Source organism: Actinoplanes sp. NPDC049668 (genome assembly GCF_044465445.1).
Taxonomy (GTDB): domain Bacteria; phylum Actinomycetota; class Actinomycetes; order Mycobacteriales; family Micromonosporaceae; genus Actinoplanes.
This window is the reverse complement of the sequence record NZ_JBITLR010000004.1, coordinates 533,027-548,196: the sequence shown is the minus strand read 5'-3', so window position 1 is coordinate 548,196 and position 15,170 is coordinate 533,027. Positions and strand designations below refer to the sequence as shown.

Sequence of the window (15,170 nt, the reverse complement as noted above, 5' to 3'; positions counted from 1 at the left end):
CGCTCAGACCCGGCACTGCCAGGAGTACGGGTCCCGGAAGTCGACGAAGCGGTCGATCGTGGCGTACCCGAAGGTGGCCTCCCGGCACGCGGCGAGCAGGTCGACGCTCGCCGGTTCGGCCGCGCCGGTGACGCAGCGCCAGCTGTAGGCGTCGCCGCCGACCAGTACGGCGCCGTCCGCGCCGGTGGTGCGGCAGTACCGGTCGAGGTCGGGCGCGATGACGTCGTCGCGCACCCGCCAGCACTGGACGCTGCCCGAGCGCCAGAAGTCGGCGATGCGGTCGACGGCCTGCGGGGTGCCGTACGTCCAGCGGCAGGCGGCGTCGAGCGTCAGGTCGCCGTACCGGTGGTCCGCGGTGCGGCAGTGCCAGTCGTATGCGGAGCGGCCCAGGGCGATGGCGTCGGCGTAGCCGAGCGAGCGGCAGTAGCCGCCCAGGTCGGGCGCGCCGAGTTCCCGCGGCGGAGGCGGGGAGGCGACGGCCGCACCGGGGCTTGCGACGACGATGAGGAGCGCGGCGAGCAGGGCGCGGATGGTCACGGGGCGACCGCGAAGCGGTAGTTCGCGCCGTACCGCGAGTCGTATTCCCGGCAGCCGGCCCGGTCGCCGGAGACGAACCACAGCTCCAGCTCGCGCGCGCCCGCGCCGAGCGGCAGGGACGCCGGCACCGGGACCTGGTGGCGGTTGGCGTCGAGCTCGGTGACCGGCCGGCGCTGCACCGCGCCGCCGTCGATCCGGAACTCCACGCCGATGCTCCACGCGTCGCCGCCGGCGTACTGTGCGCGGCACGTCGGCAGGCGCGCCGGGTCGTACTCCACCAGCACCGGGGCGTTCGCCGCGACGACGCCCTCGACGGTGGTGTTCCAGTCCGGCGAGAAGCGGATCACGGGCGCGGTGGCGGCGGCGGCGGACGCGGGCGCGGCGGGCAGCAGCGCCGCGGCGATCACGCCCAGCAGGGTCGGGACGGTGGTCAGGCGCATGGTGTTCTCTCCGCATCAGAGGGTGGTTCGGCTCGGCGTGGGGCGCGTTCCACCCTTGCAAGTTCTTGCAGAGGACGTCAACTGCCGTCAATGCCCTGGGGCGCCTTCCGCGCAGGTCACACGTGCCAGCTCCCACCGGCCATCGTGAGCGGAATCACCAGGCGCGAGCGGCCGGCCCGGCGGCCCGCGACGGCCCGGAAACCGGCACGTAACTGAAACTTCTTGCAGAGTGCGTCGTGCGGCATGATGTCGCCATGCCTCGCGTCCTCGTCGCCGGTCCAGCATCGTGGAACCTCATCGTCCACGTGCCGAACCTGCCGCTCCCGGAGCCACACGCCCTGTTCGCCCGGTCGCACCACGACAGCCTGGGTGGCACCTCCGCCGGCAAGGCGCTCAACCTGGCCCGGCTCGGCGTGCCCGTCACCCTGATCACCCTGGTCGGGGACGACGAGACCGGCTCGCGGATCACCGCCGAGCTGCGCACACCCGGGATCGATCTCGTGGTCATCCCCAGCGCCAACGGCTCCGAGCGGCACGTCAACCTGATGGACGCGCAGGGGCAGCGGCTCTCGGTGTACCTGACCCTGCCCGCGGCCGCGCACGACGTCACGGTCGAGCCCGGCCTGATCGACGCCGCCGACCTGGTCGTCGCCGACCTCGCCGACCACTCCCGCCCGGTGCTGCGCGCGGCCCGCCGGGCCGGCAAGCCGGTCTGGTGCGACCTGCACGACTACGACGGCGTCAGCGAGTTCCAGCGCGAGTTCCGCGACGCCGCCGACTACCTGTTCCTCAGCGGGGAACGCCTCGCCGACCCCGAGGCCTTCCTGCGCGAGCGGGTCGCCGCCGGCAGCCGCCTGGCCGTCTGCACGCTAGGCGCGGGGGGCGCCATCGCCTGCGACGCCGACGGGCGGATCATCCGGGTGCCGGCCACGCCGGCCGGCGAGATCCTCGACACCAACGGCGCCGGCGACGCCTTCTTCGCCGGGTTCCTCGCCGCGCACCTCGACGGCGAGCCGCTCGCCGAGTGCCTGCGCCAGGCGTCCCGGGCCGGCGCGATGGCCGTACGAACCCTCGACCTCACCGCGGCGACGCTGACGCGCGCGCTGCTGCGCGCCCACACACCCCTGGCCTGAGACCGATCAGGAATCGAGAAGCGAGGTCCGGGCGGCGCGCCTAGCGTTGTCGGCATGGACATCACGATCTTCTCGAGCTTCCTGCCACAGGACGACCCGGAGGCCGCCCTGGCCTTCTACCGCGACAAGCTGGGCTTCGAGGTCCGCAACGACGTCGGGTACAACGGGATGCACTGGATCACGGTCGGCCCCGCGGGCCAGCCGGGCACCTCCATCGTCCTGTACCCGCCGGCCGCGACCCCCGGCCTCACCGACGACGAGCGCCGCGCCATCCGCGAGATGATGGCCAAGGGCACCTTCGGCAGCGTGCTGCTCGCCACCGAGGACCTCGACGGCACGTTCGAGCGCCTGCAGGCCGGCGACGCCGAGGTCATCCAGGAGCCGACCGAGCAGCCGTACGGCGTCCGCGACTGCGCCTTCCGCGACCCCGCCGGCAACATGGTGCGGATCCAGGAGGTGGCCAAGTGACCGCCATCGAGTACGTGTCCCTCGAGGTGGACGACCCCGCGGCCGCCGAGGCCTTCTACGCCGAGGCCTTCGGCCTGGGCAAGATGGTGACCTTCCGGGCCTCGTCGGCGCCGACCACCGGTTTCCGCGGCTTCACGCTCTCCCTGGTGGTGTCGCAGCCGAGCATCGTCGACAGCCTGGTCGGCACCGCCCTCGGTGCCGGCGCCACGACGCTGAAGCCGGCGAAGAAGAGCCTCTGGGGCTACGGCGCGGCCGTGCAGGCACCGGACGGCACGATCTGGAGCGTCGCGACGTCATCGAAGAAGGACACCGGCCCGCCGACCCGGGAGGTCGACGACGTCGTGCTCCTGCTGGGCGTCGCGGACGTGAAGGCCAGCAAGCAGTTCTACGTCGACCACGGCCTGGCCGTGAAGAAGAGCTTCGGCAGCAAGTACGTCGAGTTCGACACCGCCGGCTCGCCGGTCAACCTGGCCCTCTACGGCCGCCGCGCCGCCGCCAAGAACGTCGGCGTCGCACCCGAGGGCACCGGATCGCACCGGATAGTCGTCGGCGGCGACGCCGGCCCCTTCACCGACCCGGACGGCTTCACCTGGGAGACCATCTAACATTCGCCGCGGATACAGAGACCAACCATTCGCAGACCCGAAGACCAAACCTTTTCCCTTACGCGTCAACGAGGCGGGAGCCTGCTCGTCGGCGCTGCCACTCGCGGCTTGTCGCGGTGTTCTTCCTCGACGCGACGCGGTACCTGAAGCCGGGGCCACCGGTGGACGGCCTGATCTTCGTGAACGTTTTCGGGGTGCTCTGCGTCGAAGTGCCGAGTGCCGCCCGGCACGCGGAGGGACGGGTGTCAGATGGCCAGGGTCGAGGACGCACGCGGCAGTACCGACGAGGAGGCTCCCGCCTCGTTGACGCGTAAGGGAAAAAGGTTTGGACTTTGGATCTTGGCGGCGGGCGCCGCGGTGGGGATCGCCTTGGCCGGCGGTTACGCGGTGAGCGGGACCGGGTCGTCCGACAGCTCGGAGAGCCGGAGCCTGCCGGGCCTGGTCGCCTGCGCCGAGACGATCGCGGTGGGAGACGTGACGTCGGTGAGCCGCGGCGGCGACCGGTTCACGGTGACGCTCGACGCGCCGCGGTATCTGAAGCCGGAGAACGGGCCGGCGGTGCTCTCGGTCAGCGGATCGGGCGCCGAACCGGCCCGGGGTGATCGGGTGCTGGTGGTGGTGCACGACGCGGACGATGTCGATCTCTTCACCGGTGCCGACGTCGGCTCCGAGCTGGCCTGGATGGAGCAGGCGCTGCCCGGCTCACGCTCGATCGACCCGGCCGGGTGCGACGGCGAGTAGGTTCCGCACCAGCAGGTCCCGGGTCGCCTCGAGGTGGGTGCGCATGGCGGCCTCCGCGGCGGCGCCGTCGCGGGCCAGGACGGCGGTGACCACCGGCTCGTGCTCGGCGTGGATCTCCGGCAGGGTGCGGCCGCTCGCGGTGGTCGGCGGGCCGAGCAGGGCGGTGGTGCTGCGCAGCCGCTCGACGACGGCGGCCGTGCGGTGCCGGCCGGAGGCGCGCAGCAGCAGGTCGTGCAGGGCGCGGTCGGCCGGCCAGAAGGACGCGTCGTCGCCGCGCGCGGCCGCGGTTGCCATCTCGTCCAGGGCGGATCGGATGGTGCGGTGCTGCTCGTCGGTGCCGCGCTCGGCGGCGTGGCGGGCGGCGGGCGGTTCGAGGGCGAGGCGGATCTCGACGATCTCCTCGATGTCGTGCGGGCCCGGCGGCAGGACGCGGAAGCCGCGGTTGCGGTGGATCTCGATGAGCCCCGCCTCGGCGAGGCGGAGCAGGCCCTCGCGGGCCGGGCTGCGGGAGACCCCGAGCAGGTCGGCCAGCTGGTAGACGGAGTACGTCGTGCCGGGCACGAGCTCGCCGGCGGCGACGCCGTCGCGGACGGCCCGGGCGACGGCGTCGGCGAGGTTGTGCGCGTCCGTCGGCAGGGCGAGTCGAGGCATGAGTAACATGTTACTCATGAGCGAAGTGGTGGAAGCCCTGCGGAAGGCCGGGCTCGAGGTGCGTGCCGACGCGGGCACGCTGGGGATGTACTCCTCCGACGCCTCGCTGTACCGGATCCCCCCGCTCGCCGTGGTCCGGCCCCGCCACGTGGACGAGGTGGCCGCGGCGCTCGCCGTCGCCCGCGAGACCGGGGTGCCGCTCACCTCCCGCGGCGCCGGCACGTCGGTGGCCGGCAACGCCGTCGGCCGGGGCATCGTGCTGGACTTCTCCCGCCACCTCAACCGGGTGCTCGAGGTCGACCCCGCCGCGCGCACGGCGGTGGTGGAGCCCGGCACCGTGCACGCCGTCCTGCAGAAGGCGGTCATGCCGCACGGCGTCCGCTTCGGGCCGGACCCGTCCACCCATCCGCGCTGCACCATCGGCGGGATGATCGGCAACAACGCCTGTGGCTCGCGGTCACTCGCCTACGGCCGGACCAGCGACAACGTCGCCGGGCTCGAGCTTCTGACCGCGGCCGGGGACCGCGTCGTCACCGGCTACGACGACCGGGGCGCCGCCGTCGTGCGGGGCGGCGACGCCGTGGTCGCCGGCCTGCGGGACGTGGTCGGCGCGCGCCTGGCCACCGCGCGCACCGAGTTCGACCGGTTCGGCCGCCAGGTGTCCGGCTACGCGGTGCAGCACCTGCTGCCCGAGCGCTTCGACCTCGGCCGGGCGCTCGTCGGCTCCGAGGGCACCCTCGCCGTCATCACCCGGGCGACGGTCAAGCTGGTCGTCGACGCGCCGGTCCGGGTCGTCGTCGTGCTCGGCTTCCCGGACATCATCGCGGCCGGCGAGGCGGCGCCGGCCGTGGTCGCGCACGGGCCGACCTCCTGCGAGGGGCTCGACTCGCGCCTGGTCGACGTGCTGCGCGCCCGCCGCGGACCGGACGCCGTCCCGCCGCTGCCGCGCGGCGCGGCCTGGCTCTTCGTCGAGCTGGCCGGCGACGAGCCCGGCGAGGTGGCCGCGCGGGCCCGCAAGCTCGCGGCCGACGGCCTCGGCGAGGCCCTCGTCGTCGAGGACCCCGCCACCCAGGCCCGGCTCTGGCGCATCCGCGAGGACGGCGCGGGCCTGGCCGGCCGGGCGCCGTCGGACAAGCCCGCCTGGCCCGGCTGGGAGGACGCCGCCGTGCCGCCGGAGCGCCTCGGCGCCTACCTGGCGCGCTTCGACGACCTCGTCTCCGCGTACGGCATGACGTCCGCGCCGTTCGGCCACTTCGGCGACGGGTGCATGCACGTGCGGCTCGACTACCCGCTCGACCGGCCCGGCGGGACGGCGGTGCTGCGCGAGTTCCTCACCGACGCGGCCAAGCTCGTCGGCGAGTTCGGCGGCTCGCTCTCCGGCGAGCACGGCGACGGCCGGGCCCGCTCGGAGCTGCTGCCGCACATGTACTCCGCGGACGCCATCGCCCTGTTCGCGGGGGTCAAGCACGCGTTCGACCCCGGCAACCTGCTCAACCCGGGCGTGCTGGTCGACCCGGACCCGGTCGACGCCGACATCCGGCCCGCCGGGCGCTTCCCGCTCAAGCAACTGGCCATGGCGTACCCGCACGACGACGGCGACCTCGGCCAGGCCGTGCACCGCTGCACCGGCGTCGGCAAGTGCCGCGCCGACAACTCCGCCGCCGGCGGCGTGATGTGCCCGTCCTACCTGGCCACCCGCGAGGAGAAGGACTCCACCCGCGGGCGCGCCCGGATCCTGCAGGAGGTCGTGCGCGGCGAACTGCCCTGGTCGCACCCGTCGGTGCACGACGCGATGGATCTCTGCCTGTCCTGCAAGGGCTGCGCCTCCGACTGCCCGACCGGCGTCGACATGGCCACCTACAAGTCCGAGGTGCTGCACCAGAGCTACCGCGGCCGGCTGCGGCCGCGCTCGCACTACACGCTCGGCCGGCTGCCGTTCTGGGCCCGCCTGGCCGGCTGGGCGCCCCGGCTGGCGAACGCGGCGGTCCGGCTGCCCGGGCTCGGCCGCCTCGCCCTGCGGCTGGCCGGCGTCGACGCCCGGCGTTCGGTGCCGGCCTTCGCCCGGCGCCCGTTCCGGCGCGCCTTCACCCCGGCGGCGGCCCAGGGCCGCACGCCGGTCGTGCTCTTCGCCGACTCGTTCTCCGACGCCTTCTCACCCGAGGTGGCCGAGGCGACGGTACGGGTGCTGCGCGCGGCCGGCTACGAACCGCGGCTGCCGTCCGGCTCGGTGTGCTGCGGCCTGACCTGGATCACCACCGGACAGCTCGACTCGGCGCGCAAGATCCTCTCGCGTACGGTCGCGGCGCTCGCCGCCGACGCCCGCGACGGCGTCCCGATCGTGGGCATCGAGCCGTCCTGCACGGCGGTGCTCCGCTCCGACGTGCACGAGCTGCTGCCCGGCGACGCCGACGCCGCGCTGGTGGCCGGTGCCGTGCACACCCTCGCCGAGCTGCTCGCCAAGACGCCGGGCTGGGCGCCGCCGGACCTGTCCGGCGTCGAGCTGGTCGCGCAGCCGCACTGCCATCACCACGCCGTCCTGGGCTGGAAGGCCGACGCCGACCTGCTCGCCGCCGCCGGCGCCCGGGTGCGGCGGCTGGCCGGCTGCTGCGGCCTGGCCGGCAACTTCGGCGTCGAGCTCGGCCACTACGAGGTCTCCGTCGCCGTCGCCGAGCAGAACCTGCTGCCCGCCCTGGACGCCGCGCCCGACGCGGTCGTCCTCGCCGACGGCTTCTCCTGCCGCACCCAGGTGGCCGACCTGCGGGGTCGCCCCGCCGTGCACCTGGCCCAGCTGCTGGACCGCTAGCGGGTGCTCTCGCGGGCCACCAGGTGCGCGGTCGGCGCCCGGTAGACCTCGGGTGCCGCACCGGCCAGCGCGTCGAGCAGGGCCCGGGCCGCCAGTTCGCCGATGCGGCCCACGTCGTGGCTCATCGCGGACAGCGGCGGCACGGCCAGCTGGCACAGGGCGGAGTCGTCCCAGGCGACCACCGAGATGTCGTGCGGCACCGCCAGGTCGCGCTCGCGCAGCTCGTCCAGCACGGCGAGGGCCATCAGGTCGTTGTCGCAGACGATCGCGGTCGGGCCGGCGCCGAGCAGGCCGGCGGTCACGGCGCGGCCCGACTCGTACGAGTAGTCGCCCTCGCCGTGCAGCAGCCGCACGCCGCGCGCGGCGGCCTCGGCCTCGGTGCCCTCGCGGCGCAGCTGGGTGTGCACGAACGACATCGGGCCGCTGATGTGCCCGATCACCTCGTGCCCCCGCTCGGCCAGGAATCCGACCACCTCCCGGGCGAACCCGGCGTCGTCGGTCCAGACCGTCGGCAGGCCCGACGCCGTCGACGGTGCGCCGATCACCACCGCGGGCAGCCCCAGCCGGTGCACCATGGCCACCCGGTCGTCCTCGGGCGTCAGGTCGACGAGCACGACGCCGTCGACCCGCCCGTCGGCGGCCCAGCGTTCGTAGGCCTGCTTCTCGGCCTCCCGGTCGGTGACGACCTTGACCAGCACCGACACCCCGGCGGGGGTGAGCACGCGCTCGAGCCCCTCGAGGAACTCGTGGTAATACGGCTCCTCGCCGAGCACCCGCGAGGCGCGGGCCAGCACCAGTCCGACCCGCCGTTGCGCCTGTGTCACCGCGTTACCGTACCGCCAGGCCGAGGCGCAGGACCGAGGCCAGGTCGGTGATCACCCAGGGCGCCTCGAGCAGCGCGGGGTCCGGCTCGAACGGGCCGCGCACCCTGACTGTCACCGATTCGCCGGGCAGCAGCGTGAAGAAGCCGCGGTCGGCGACCGCCTCCGGATGGATCCGGTCGGCCTGCACCAGCACGTCCCGCGCCAGGCCCGCGGCCCGGACTCGCACCTCAAGACCGCCGGGTGCCGGGTCCGCGGTCACGGTCAGGCCCGCGTCGGGATGGGCGAAGTCCTTGTCCGGTACGCCGAACCACAGCGCCCGCGCCCCGTCCAGCTCCGCGACCAGCAGTTCCCCGACCCCGAGCGCGGTCACGTGCTCCGGGATCTCCACTGTCGACACCTGCCGGGCGGGCACGTCGACCCGCACGGCCCACGCCGCCCGCGGTTCGCCGACCGCGGTGCTCCGCCGCACGGCCAGCCGCCCGGACCAGGACCGCGGGCTGTCGTTGAGCACCGCGACGACCAGGCCGCTCCCCCGCGGCTGCACGGTCAGGCCGCGCGCCGCGTGCAGCGCCTTGAGCTCGAAGTAGAGCGGCTTGTACCGCCCGGCACCGTCGATCGCCGCCCACGAGGTGACCGGCCACAGGTCGTTGAGCTGCCAGAGGATCGTGCCGCCGGTGTGCGGCCAGTGCGACCGCCAGTGCTCGATGCCGGTGCGGACCGCACGCACCTGGTTCAGCTGGGTCAGGTAGTGCCAGGCCTCGGTCCCCGCCGGCGCCCCGAAGTGCGGCGCCAGCCCGCGGGCCAGCTTGCCGTTGCCGTCCTCGGCCTTCTGGTGGTGCAGCACGCCCGGCGAGTCCGGCAGCATCGGATCGTCGGAGACCGCGTCGCGCAGCGTGGTCCAGGCCGGCGGCGCCTGCCAGCCGAACTCGGCGACGAATCGCGGCGCAGAGTCGCGGTAGTCGGCGTAGTCCTCGCGGTTCCACACCTCCCACGAGTGGAACGTCCCGTGGCCGGCGTCGTTGGGCGGGTGGTCCCACGAGCCGGACCAGGGGGTGCCGGCCTGGTACGGGCGCGACGGGTCCAGCTCGGCGACGACCCGCGGCAGCGTCTCCAGGTAATACCGCTCGCCCCAGGTCAGGTCGCCGCCCTCCTGCCGGTCCCAGCGCATCGCGCCGCGCAGCCACAGGTTCTCGTTGTTGCCGCACCAGGTGATCAGGCTCGGGTGCGGCGCGAGGCGGGCCACGTTCTCCCGGGCCTCGGCGAGCACCTCGGAGTAGAGCGGCTCCTCCTCGGGATAGCAGGCGCAGGCGAACAGGAAGTCCTGCCAGACCAGCAGGCCCAGCTCGTCGGCGGCCTCGTAGAAGGCGCGGTCCTCGTAGATCCCGCCGCCCCACACCCGGATCAGGTTGACGCCGGCGTCGGCGGCCTCCCGCAGCCGGCGCTCGTAGCGCTCCCGGGTCATCCGGGACGGGAAGATGTCGTCCGGGATCCAGTTGACCCCCTTGACCAGCACCGGCTCGCCGTTGACCTCGATCACGAACCGGGAGCCGGCCGCGTCCGGGCCGCGGTCGACGGCCACGCCGCGGAAGCCGGTGCGCCGTTGCCAGCGGTCCAGGAGCACGTCGCCGGCGGACAGCTCAACGGTGAGGTCGTACAGGACGGGCTCGCCGTAGCCGATCGGCGCCCACGGCCGTACCCCGGCGACGGTCGTGCCGATCACCGACCGGGAGTCGCCGGGCGGCAGCTCGCCGCGCGCCACCTCGCGTCCGTCCAGGAGAACCCGCAGGCTCAGGTGCGTGTCACGCAGGCGCTCGGCCTCGACCGTCAGGTCCAGGCGGCCCGCGCCGCCGGCCCAGGTCGCGAGGGGACGGACCGCGGCGAGCCGGGCGACGCTCCACGCCTCCAGCCGGACCGGGCGCCAGATGCCGGCGGTGACCAGGGTCGGTCCCCAGTCCCAGCCGAAGCCGCAGGCCATCTTGCGGATGAAGTTGAACGGCTCGGGGTAGGCGTTCGCGCGGGCGCCGAGCAGGTCGCGGACCTGCTCGGCCTCGGTGTACGCGGAGGTGAAGCGCACGGTGAGCGGCCGCGCGGCGCCGTCGCCCAGCGCAGCGGTGACGTCGTACCGGTAGCCGCGGTGCATGTTGCGGGTGGTGCCCAGCAGCTCGCCGCCCAGCTCGACGGCGGCCACCGTGTCGAGACCGTCGAACACCAGGTCGACGCGCTCGTGTCCGTCACCGGTCCAGGCCACCTCCCGGGTGTACCGCCAGTCGGTGCGCCCGACCCAGGCGACCGCCTTCTCGTTGTCGTCCCGGAACGGATCCGGCAGCCGGCCGTCGTTGAGGAGGTCGACGTGTACGCATCCCGGTACGACAGCAGGAACGGCGACGCCGGCCAGCTCGGTCAGCGCGCCGTCGGCCCGCAGCTCCCAGGATCCGCCGAGGTCTAGCGTCTGCAGCATGTGCACGTCCTTCGTCACTTGGTGGCCCCGGCGGTGATGCCGTTGTAGATGAAGCGCTGCAGCAGCAGGAAGATCACGACGGTGGGCAGGAGGACGATCATCGTGCAGGCGGCGATCGTCTCCCACTGCGCTCCGTACGGGCCCTTGAAGCGGAACAGCGCGGTCGAGATGACGCTGAGGCCGGGCGATCGCAGGTAGAGGAACGGGATGTAGAACTCGTTGTAGATGGCGATGCCCTTGATGATCACCACGGTGGCGATGGCGGGCTTCATCAGCGGCAGGATGATCCGGCGGTAGACGGTGAACCGGCCGGCGCCGTCGATCATCGCGGCCTGGTCCAGGCTCACCGGGATCGACTGCATGAACTGGATGAAGATGTAGATGGACACGATGTCGGTGCCCATGAACAGCACGATGGCCGACCACTGGGTGTTGACCAGGCCCATCGACTTGACGATCTGGTACGTGGCCACCTGCGTGGTGACGCCGGGCACGAGCGCGGCGACCAGGAAGAGGCCGAGGACCGGGCGCTTGAAACCGAACGTGACCCGGCTGACCGCGTAGGCGGCGAGGGTGCCGATCAGGACCGTTCCGGTCAGCGACACGACCAGGATGACCGTGGTGTTCCAGAAGCCGCGCAGCATGTTCCCGGCGGTCCAGGCGGTGACGAAGTTGTCGAGGTTGAACCAGTTCCGCGGCGGGGTGAGCGGTCCGGTCGAGTTGTACTCGGCGTGCGTCTTGAGCGCGGCGAACAGGACGACCACGAGCGGGACGAGCACGACCAGCGACGCCAGCACGAGGGAGAGGTACTTCGCGGTGCGAGCCAGCCCGCTCATGACAGGCTCACCTCGTCGTCGGGCAGGATCCGGCGCTGGATCCAGGTGACGATCAGGACGATCAGCAGCAGCACGACCGCCATGGCCGAGGCCAGGCCGATCTGCCGGAACTGGAAGGCGGTCTGGTACGCCTGGACGACGAACGTGCGGGTGCCGTTCGCGCCGCCGGTCATGATGAACGGGATCTCGAAGACCGCGAGGCTGCCGGAGATCGCCAGGATGAAGGACAGGCTGATGATGCGCCGGATGCCGGGCACGATGATATGCCGGAACTGGTGCCACCGGTTCGCGCCGTCGAGCTCCGCGGCCTCGTAGATGTCGGCGGGTATCGACTGGATCGCGCCGAGGAACAGCACGAAGTTGAGCCCGGTGAACCGCCACACCGACGTGCCGGCGAGGGAGAGGTTCGCGACGTCCGGGTCGCCCAGCCAGTACCGGGTGTGCTCGCCGAGCCCGAGCATCCGCAGCATCGTGTCCAGGGTGCCGTCCGGCTGGAACAGGTAGAGGAAGACGAAGCCGACCGCGACGCCGTTGAGCAGGTACGGGAAGAACAGGATGCCCTTGAACAGGTTCCGGAACCGGACGTTGTACGAGAGCACGACCGCGAAGTACAGGGCGATCGCGATCTGCGCGAACGACGCGGCGAAGTAGTAGAGGCTGACCAGGAAGACCCGCCAGTACTGCTCGTCGGTGAAGACCCGCACGTAGTTGCCGAACCCCGCCGGGGTCATGGTGACGTCCAGGCCGTCCCACCTGTGGAAGCTGTACCACAGCATGTTGGCGACCGGCAGGTAGGTGAAGGTGATCAGCAGGATCAGCGCGGGCGCCAGGTACGGCCATGGGCTCTGCCGGACCCTAAGCATCACTTCATGACCCGCGACTGCGCGGCGCTCCACCGCTCGTTCAGCTCGGCGAAGTAGGAGTCCTTGTCGCCCTTGGCGGCTCCCCGGGCGATGTCGACGAGCTTCTGCCGGTAGATCTCGCCCTTCAGGTCGATCTCCGACTCCTTGATGATCTCGTCCTCCTTGCCGGAGTTGGTGGTCGCCGCCGGCACCTCCATCAGCTCGACCCCGGTGGCCTCGAAGGCCTTCAGGCCGGCGGGCAGCGGCTGGCTGAGCGCCGGCGGGATGGCCTGCTGCTCCGCGGCGAAGCCGGAGTCGTTGACGAACCAGTCGAGGAACGCCCGCGCGGTCGCCTTGTTCTCCGAGTTCCGGCTGACCGCGGCCAGCTTGTCGCCGTCGATGGCGGCGTGGAACCGGCCGCCGGTCCGGTACGGGAACGGCCAGAAGCCGATGTCGTCCGGGTTCGCGCCGGCGGCCTCGGCGGCGTCCTGCATCTGCGGAACCGCCCAGGAGCCGAGCAGCATGGTCGCGACCTTGCCGGTGGCGATCATCGGCTTCGAGCTCTCCCAGTTGGTCGTGAGCGGGTCCTTCTCGCTGAGCTTGCGGTTCACGATGTCGTAGAGCAGGCCGTCGGTGAGGTACTGGATCCTGCCCGCCCGCCAGGGCTCGGCGTCGGCCGGGAACTTGTCGTTGATCGCCGGGTCGGCGAGGACGGCCCGGTGGTTGTTCCACTCGCTCAACGGCCAGGCGTCCTTGTAGTTGGTGTAGTACGGGACGGCGCCGGTCCTGGCGGCGACGGCCTCGAGTCCGGCGAGGAACTCCTCCGGCGTGCCCGGCGGCTTGGTGATCCCGGCCTGCGCCCAGATCCGCTTGTTGATGACGAAGCCCTTGGCGATGCCGCCCAGCGACAGCCCGTACACCTTGCCGTCGTACGTCGCGGGTCCGGTGAACCGGTACTTGGCCTTGAGCTCGGCGTCGGTGCCGAGCGGCTCGAAGAACTGGCTGTACTGGTCGATGGCGACGGTCCCGGGGATCATCAGCACGTCGCCGTAGTCGCCGCCGCTGAGCTGGGTGGTGACGTCGTTGTCGTAGTTCGTGACGCCCTCGAACGTGACCTTCGTACCGGGGAACCGGGCCTCGAAGGTCCTGGCGTACTCCTTGAACGTCGTGTCGACCAGGTCGGTCCGGTTGGTCAGCACCGTGATGGCGCCCTTGACGTCGCCCGAGAAGTCGCCGGTCGGGCCGGACTCACCACCGGCGCCGCCGGTGCAGCCGGACACGCACGCGAGCGCGGCCGCCGCGCCGATGCCGATGAAGTGCCTTCTATTGATCATGCTGGAATCCGTCCGCCGATTCGGCCTGGGCGGATGCGTCACCGCCCGCCTGGGCGCCCAGCATGGGACGGCCGTCGATGAGCTGTCAAGATTAGATTAGTAATTTATTCCTGAGCGATCACATCGCCGCCGGAGCCACGCGCCGGGACGGTAAGTTAGCGCGGAGCGGACAGCAACGAACCGGAGACGCACCCCTATGGCTCGTCGAGAAGCGCCCGCAGCCGGGCCGGGAAGTCGCGCCCTGATCGTCGACGTGGTCCGGTCCTCGGTGGCCATCAGCCGGGTCGAGCTCGCCGAGCTGACCGGGCTCACCCAGCCGTCGATCTCCAACATCGTCCGCGATCTCATCGCCGACGGCATCATCCACGAGATCGGCTCGACCGATTCCGTGCTGGGCCGGCGGCGCAAGCTCATCGCGATCAGCCCGGCCAACCGGTTCGGCGTCGGCTTCAACCTCGGGCCGGACACCGTCACCTGCGTCGCGATCGACCTGACCGGCGGCGTGGTCGGCCGCGAGGTGGTGCCGCGCCTGCCCGACGAGGCCTGGGCGGCGGACCGGCTGGCCGACCGGTTCGAGGACTTCACCGACGGCCTGGCCCTGCCCCGCGACCGGGTCGAGGGCCTGGCCATCGTCGCGCCGGCGCCCGGGCCCGGGCTGCCGCGGGCCGCGACCGGACTCGGCGACCAGCCCGGCGAGGTCCGCGCCGAGCTGGAGCGGCGCCTCGGCGTGCCGATCCTGGTGGAGAACGACGCGGCGGCCGCGGCGCTCGGCGAGTTCTGGAGCCGCCGGGTGTCGCGCGAGCAGGCCTTCGGCTGCATCTACGTGTCGACCGGGATCGGCGCCGGGTTCGTCTTCGGCGGCGCGCTGTACCGCGGGGCGAGCTTCGGCGCCGGCGAGTTCGGCCACGTGTCCGTCGACTACGCCGGGCGCTCCTGCCCGTGCGGCAACCTGGGCTGCGTGGAGCGGTACGCGTCGATGCGGGCGATCGTGGTGGCGGCCCGCGAGCGTGCGGACCTGCGCGCGCGACTGGCCCTCGACGGCAGCGAGTCGAGCGCGTACGACGCCGTCGCCCGGGCCGCGGTCCACGGCGACCCGGACGCGTACCAGGTGCTGGATCAGGCGGCCGAGCGGCTGAGCGCGGCCGCGACGTCCATGGTGAACCTGCTGGATCTCGGCCGGCTCGTGCTCACCGGGCCGGGCGTCGCGCGGGCGGGATCGATCTTCGCCCGCCGGCTGCGCGCCCACCTCGACCGGACCGCGCACTCCCGGCAGCGGCACAGCGTGACCGTCGAGCTCTCGGCGCAGCCCCGGGACGCGGCCGGCATCGGCGCCGCCGCGCTGGTGGTGCAGGCGTCCGTAGCCCCTGGCCACACCCCAGGCCAGGCCTGAACACGGGTCCACCCGCATCGGGATCGATCGATGCTCGCTGAAACTTAAATTATTAAATCACCTATTGACACGTCCGTAACAGCTGCCCGAAGCTGTCGGCACGAGAGC

14 protein-coding genes are annotated in these 15,170 nt (G+C 72.6%); 6 read left to right on the top strand and 8 right to left on the bottom strand.

Features of this window, described 5'->3' with window-relative positions:
* Window positions 1–3: 3 nt before the first annotated feature.
* Entirely contained in the window at window positions 4–537 is a 534-nt protein-coding gene (locus ACIBSW_RS19750) for a hypothetical protein (protein WP_354727382.1), read from the bottom strand.
* Window positions 534–977, bottom strand: a complete 444-nt coding sequence (locus ACIBSW_RS19745) for a DUF6209 family protein (protein ID WP_354727384.1) — start codon at window positions 975–977, stop codon at window positions 534–536. Before ACIBSW_RS19745 ends, ACIBSW_RS19750 begins: the two co-directional genes overlap by 4 nt.
* 254 nt (window positions 978–1,231) lie before the next feature.
* On the opposite strand from ACIBSW_RS19745, the gene ACIBSW_RS19740 reads away from it, so the two are divergent.
* The 4 genes from ACIBSW_RS19740 (at window position 1,232) to ACIBSW_RS19725 (ending at window position 3,924) form a co-directional block, all read left to right on the top strand.
* Window positions 1,232–2,110, top strand: a complete 879-nt coding sequence (locus ACIBSW_RS19740; protein ID WP_354727386.1) for a carbohydrate kinase family protein — start codon at window positions 1,232–1,234, stop codon at window positions 2,108–2,110.
* A 54-nt stretch (window positions 2,111–2,164) separates the two neighbouring features.
* The gene (locus ACIBSW_RS19735) at window positions 2,165–2,578 is read left to right on the top strand and encodes a VOC family protein (protein WP_354727388.1); all 414 of its coding nucleotides are present in this window, start codon (window positions 2,165–2,167) and stop codon (window positions 2,576–2,578) included.
* Window positions 2,575–3,183: a glyoxalase gene (locus ACIBSW_RS19730; protein WP_354727390.1), complete on the top strand. Its 609-nt coding sequence runs from the start codon at window positions 2,575–2,577 to the stop codon at window positions 3,181–3,183. Before ACIBSW_RS19735 ends, ACIBSW_RS19730 begins: the two co-directional genes overlap by 4 nt.
* 387 nt (window positions 3,184–3,570) lie before the next feature.
* On the top strand, window positions 3,571–3,924 hold the full coding sequence (locus ACIBSW_RS19725; protein WP_354727392.1) for a hypothetical protein: 354 nt from the start codon (window positions 3,571–3,573) through the stop codon (window positions 3,922–3,924).
* Here ACIBSW_RS19725 and ACIBSW_RS19720 read toward each other — a convergent pair.
* On the bottom strand, window positions 3,886–4,575 hold the full coding sequence (locus ACIBSW_RS19720; RefSeq protein ID WP_354727393.1) for a GntR family transcriptional regulator: 690 nt from the start codon (window positions 4,573–4,575) through the stop codon (window positions 3,886–3,888). The genes ACIBSW_RS19725 and ACIBSW_RS19720 overlap by 39 nt on opposite strands.
* Window positions 4,576–4,591: 16 nt before the next feature.
* Here ACIBSW_RS19720 and ACIBSW_RS19715 point away from each other — a divergent pair, with 16 nt between their 5' ends.
* Window positions 4,592–7,378, top strand: a complete 2,787-nt coding sequence (locus tag ACIBSW_RS19715; protein ID WP_354727395.1) for an FAD-binding and (Fe-S)-binding domain-containing protein — start codon at window positions 4,592–4,594, stop codon at window positions 7,376–7,378.
* Here ACIBSW_RS19715 and ACIBSW_RS19710 read toward each other — a convergent pair.
* From ACIBSW_RS19710 to ACIBSW_RS19690, 5 genes are read right to left on the bottom strand one after another with little or no spacing between them, the layout of a single operon-like run.
* Entirely contained in the window at window positions 7,375–8,202 is an 828-nt protein-coding gene (locus ACIBSW_RS19710) for a substrate-binding domain-containing protein (RefSeq protein ID WP_354727397.1), read from the bottom strand. The two genes, ACIBSW_RS19715 and ACIBSW_RS19710, sit on opposite strands and share 4 nt — an antisense overlap.
* 4 nt (window positions 8,203–8,206) lie before the next feature.
* Window positions 8,207–10,660 (bottom strand): glycosyl hydrolase 2 galactose-binding domain-containing protein, encoded by a 2,454-nt coding sequence (locus tag ACIBSW_RS19705; RefSeq protein ID WP_354727399.1) that lies wholly within the window; start codon window positions 10,658–10,660, stop codon window positions 8,207–8,209.
* A gap of 14 nt (window positions 10,661–10,674) precedes the next feature.
* Entirely contained in the window at window positions 10,675–11,496 is an 822-nt protein-coding gene (locus ACIBSW_RS19700) for a carbohydrate ABC transporter permease (RefSeq protein ID WP_354727401.1), read from the bottom strand.
* The gene (locus tag ACIBSW_RS19695) at window positions 11,493–12,359 is read right to left on the bottom strand and encodes a sugar ABC transporter permease (RefSeq protein ID WP_354727409.1); all 867 of its coding nucleotides are present in this window, start codon (window positions 12,357–12,359) and stop codon (window positions 11,493–11,495) included. Before ACIBSW_RS19695 ends, ACIBSW_RS19700 begins: the two co-directional genes overlap by 4 nt.
* A complete protein-coding gene (locus tag ACIBSW_RS19690) occupies window positions 12,359–13,672 on the bottom strand; it encodes an ABC transporter substrate-binding protein (RefSeq protein ID WP_354727403.1) in 1,314 nt (437 codons plus the stop codon). The genes ACIBSW_RS19695 and ACIBSW_RS19690 overlap by 1 nt, the downstream gene beginning before the upstream one ends.
* A 196-nt stretch (window positions 13,673–13,868) precedes the next feature.
* Between ACIBSW_RS19690 and ACIBSW_RS19685 the strand changes: the two genes are divergently transcribed.
* Window positions 13,869–15,062, top strand: a complete 1,194-nt coding sequence (locus ACIBSW_RS19685; RefSeq protein WP_354727405.1) for an ROK family transcriptional regulator — start codon at window positions 13,869–13,871, stop codon at window positions 15,060–15,062.
* Window positions 15,063–15,170 lie beyond the last annotated feature (108 nt).

Coding starts and splice junctions, on each gene's coding strand:
- ACIBSW_RS19715 (WP_354727395.1), top strand. CDS start 4,592: ATGAGCGAAGTGGTGGAAGCCCTGCGGAAGGCCGGGCTCGAGGTGCGT.
- ACIBSW_RS19685 (WP_354727405.1), top strand. CDS start 13,869: ATGGCTCGTCGAGAAGCGCCCGCAGCCGGGCCGGGAAGTCGCGCCCTG.
- ACIBSW_RS19745 (WP_354727384.1), bottom strand. CDS start 977: ATGCGCCTGACCACCGTCCCGACCCTGCTGGGCGTGATCGCCGCGGCG.
- ACIBSW_RS19735 (WP_354727388.1), top strand. CDS start 2,165: ATGGACATCACGATCTTCTCGAGCTTCCTGCCACAGGACGACCCGGAG.
- ACIBSW_RS19720 (WP_354727393.1), bottom strand. CDS start 4,575: ATGCCTCGACTCGCCCTGCCGACGGACGCGCACAACCTCGCCGACGCC.
- ACIBSW_RS19700 (WP_354727401.1), bottom strand. CDS start 11,496: ATGAGCGGGCTGGCTCGCACCGCGAAGTACCTCTCCCTCGTGCTGGCG.
- ACIBSW_RS19695 (WP_354727409.1), bottom strand. CDS start 12,359: ATGCTTAGGGTCCGGCAGAGCCCATGGCCGTACCTGGCGCCCGCGCTG.
- ACIBSW_RS19740 (WP_354727386.1), top strand. CDS start 1,232: ATGCCTCGCGTCCTCGTCGCCGGTCCAGCATCGTGGAACCTCATCGTC.
- ACIBSW_RS19705 (WP_354727399.1), bottom strand. CDS start 10,660: ATGCTGCAGACGCTAGACCTCGGCGGATCCTGGGAGCTGCGGGCCGAC.
- ACIBSW_RS19690 (WP_354727403.1), bottom strand. CDS start 13,672: ATGATCAATAGAAGGCACTTCATCGGCATCGGCGCGGCGGCCGCGCTC.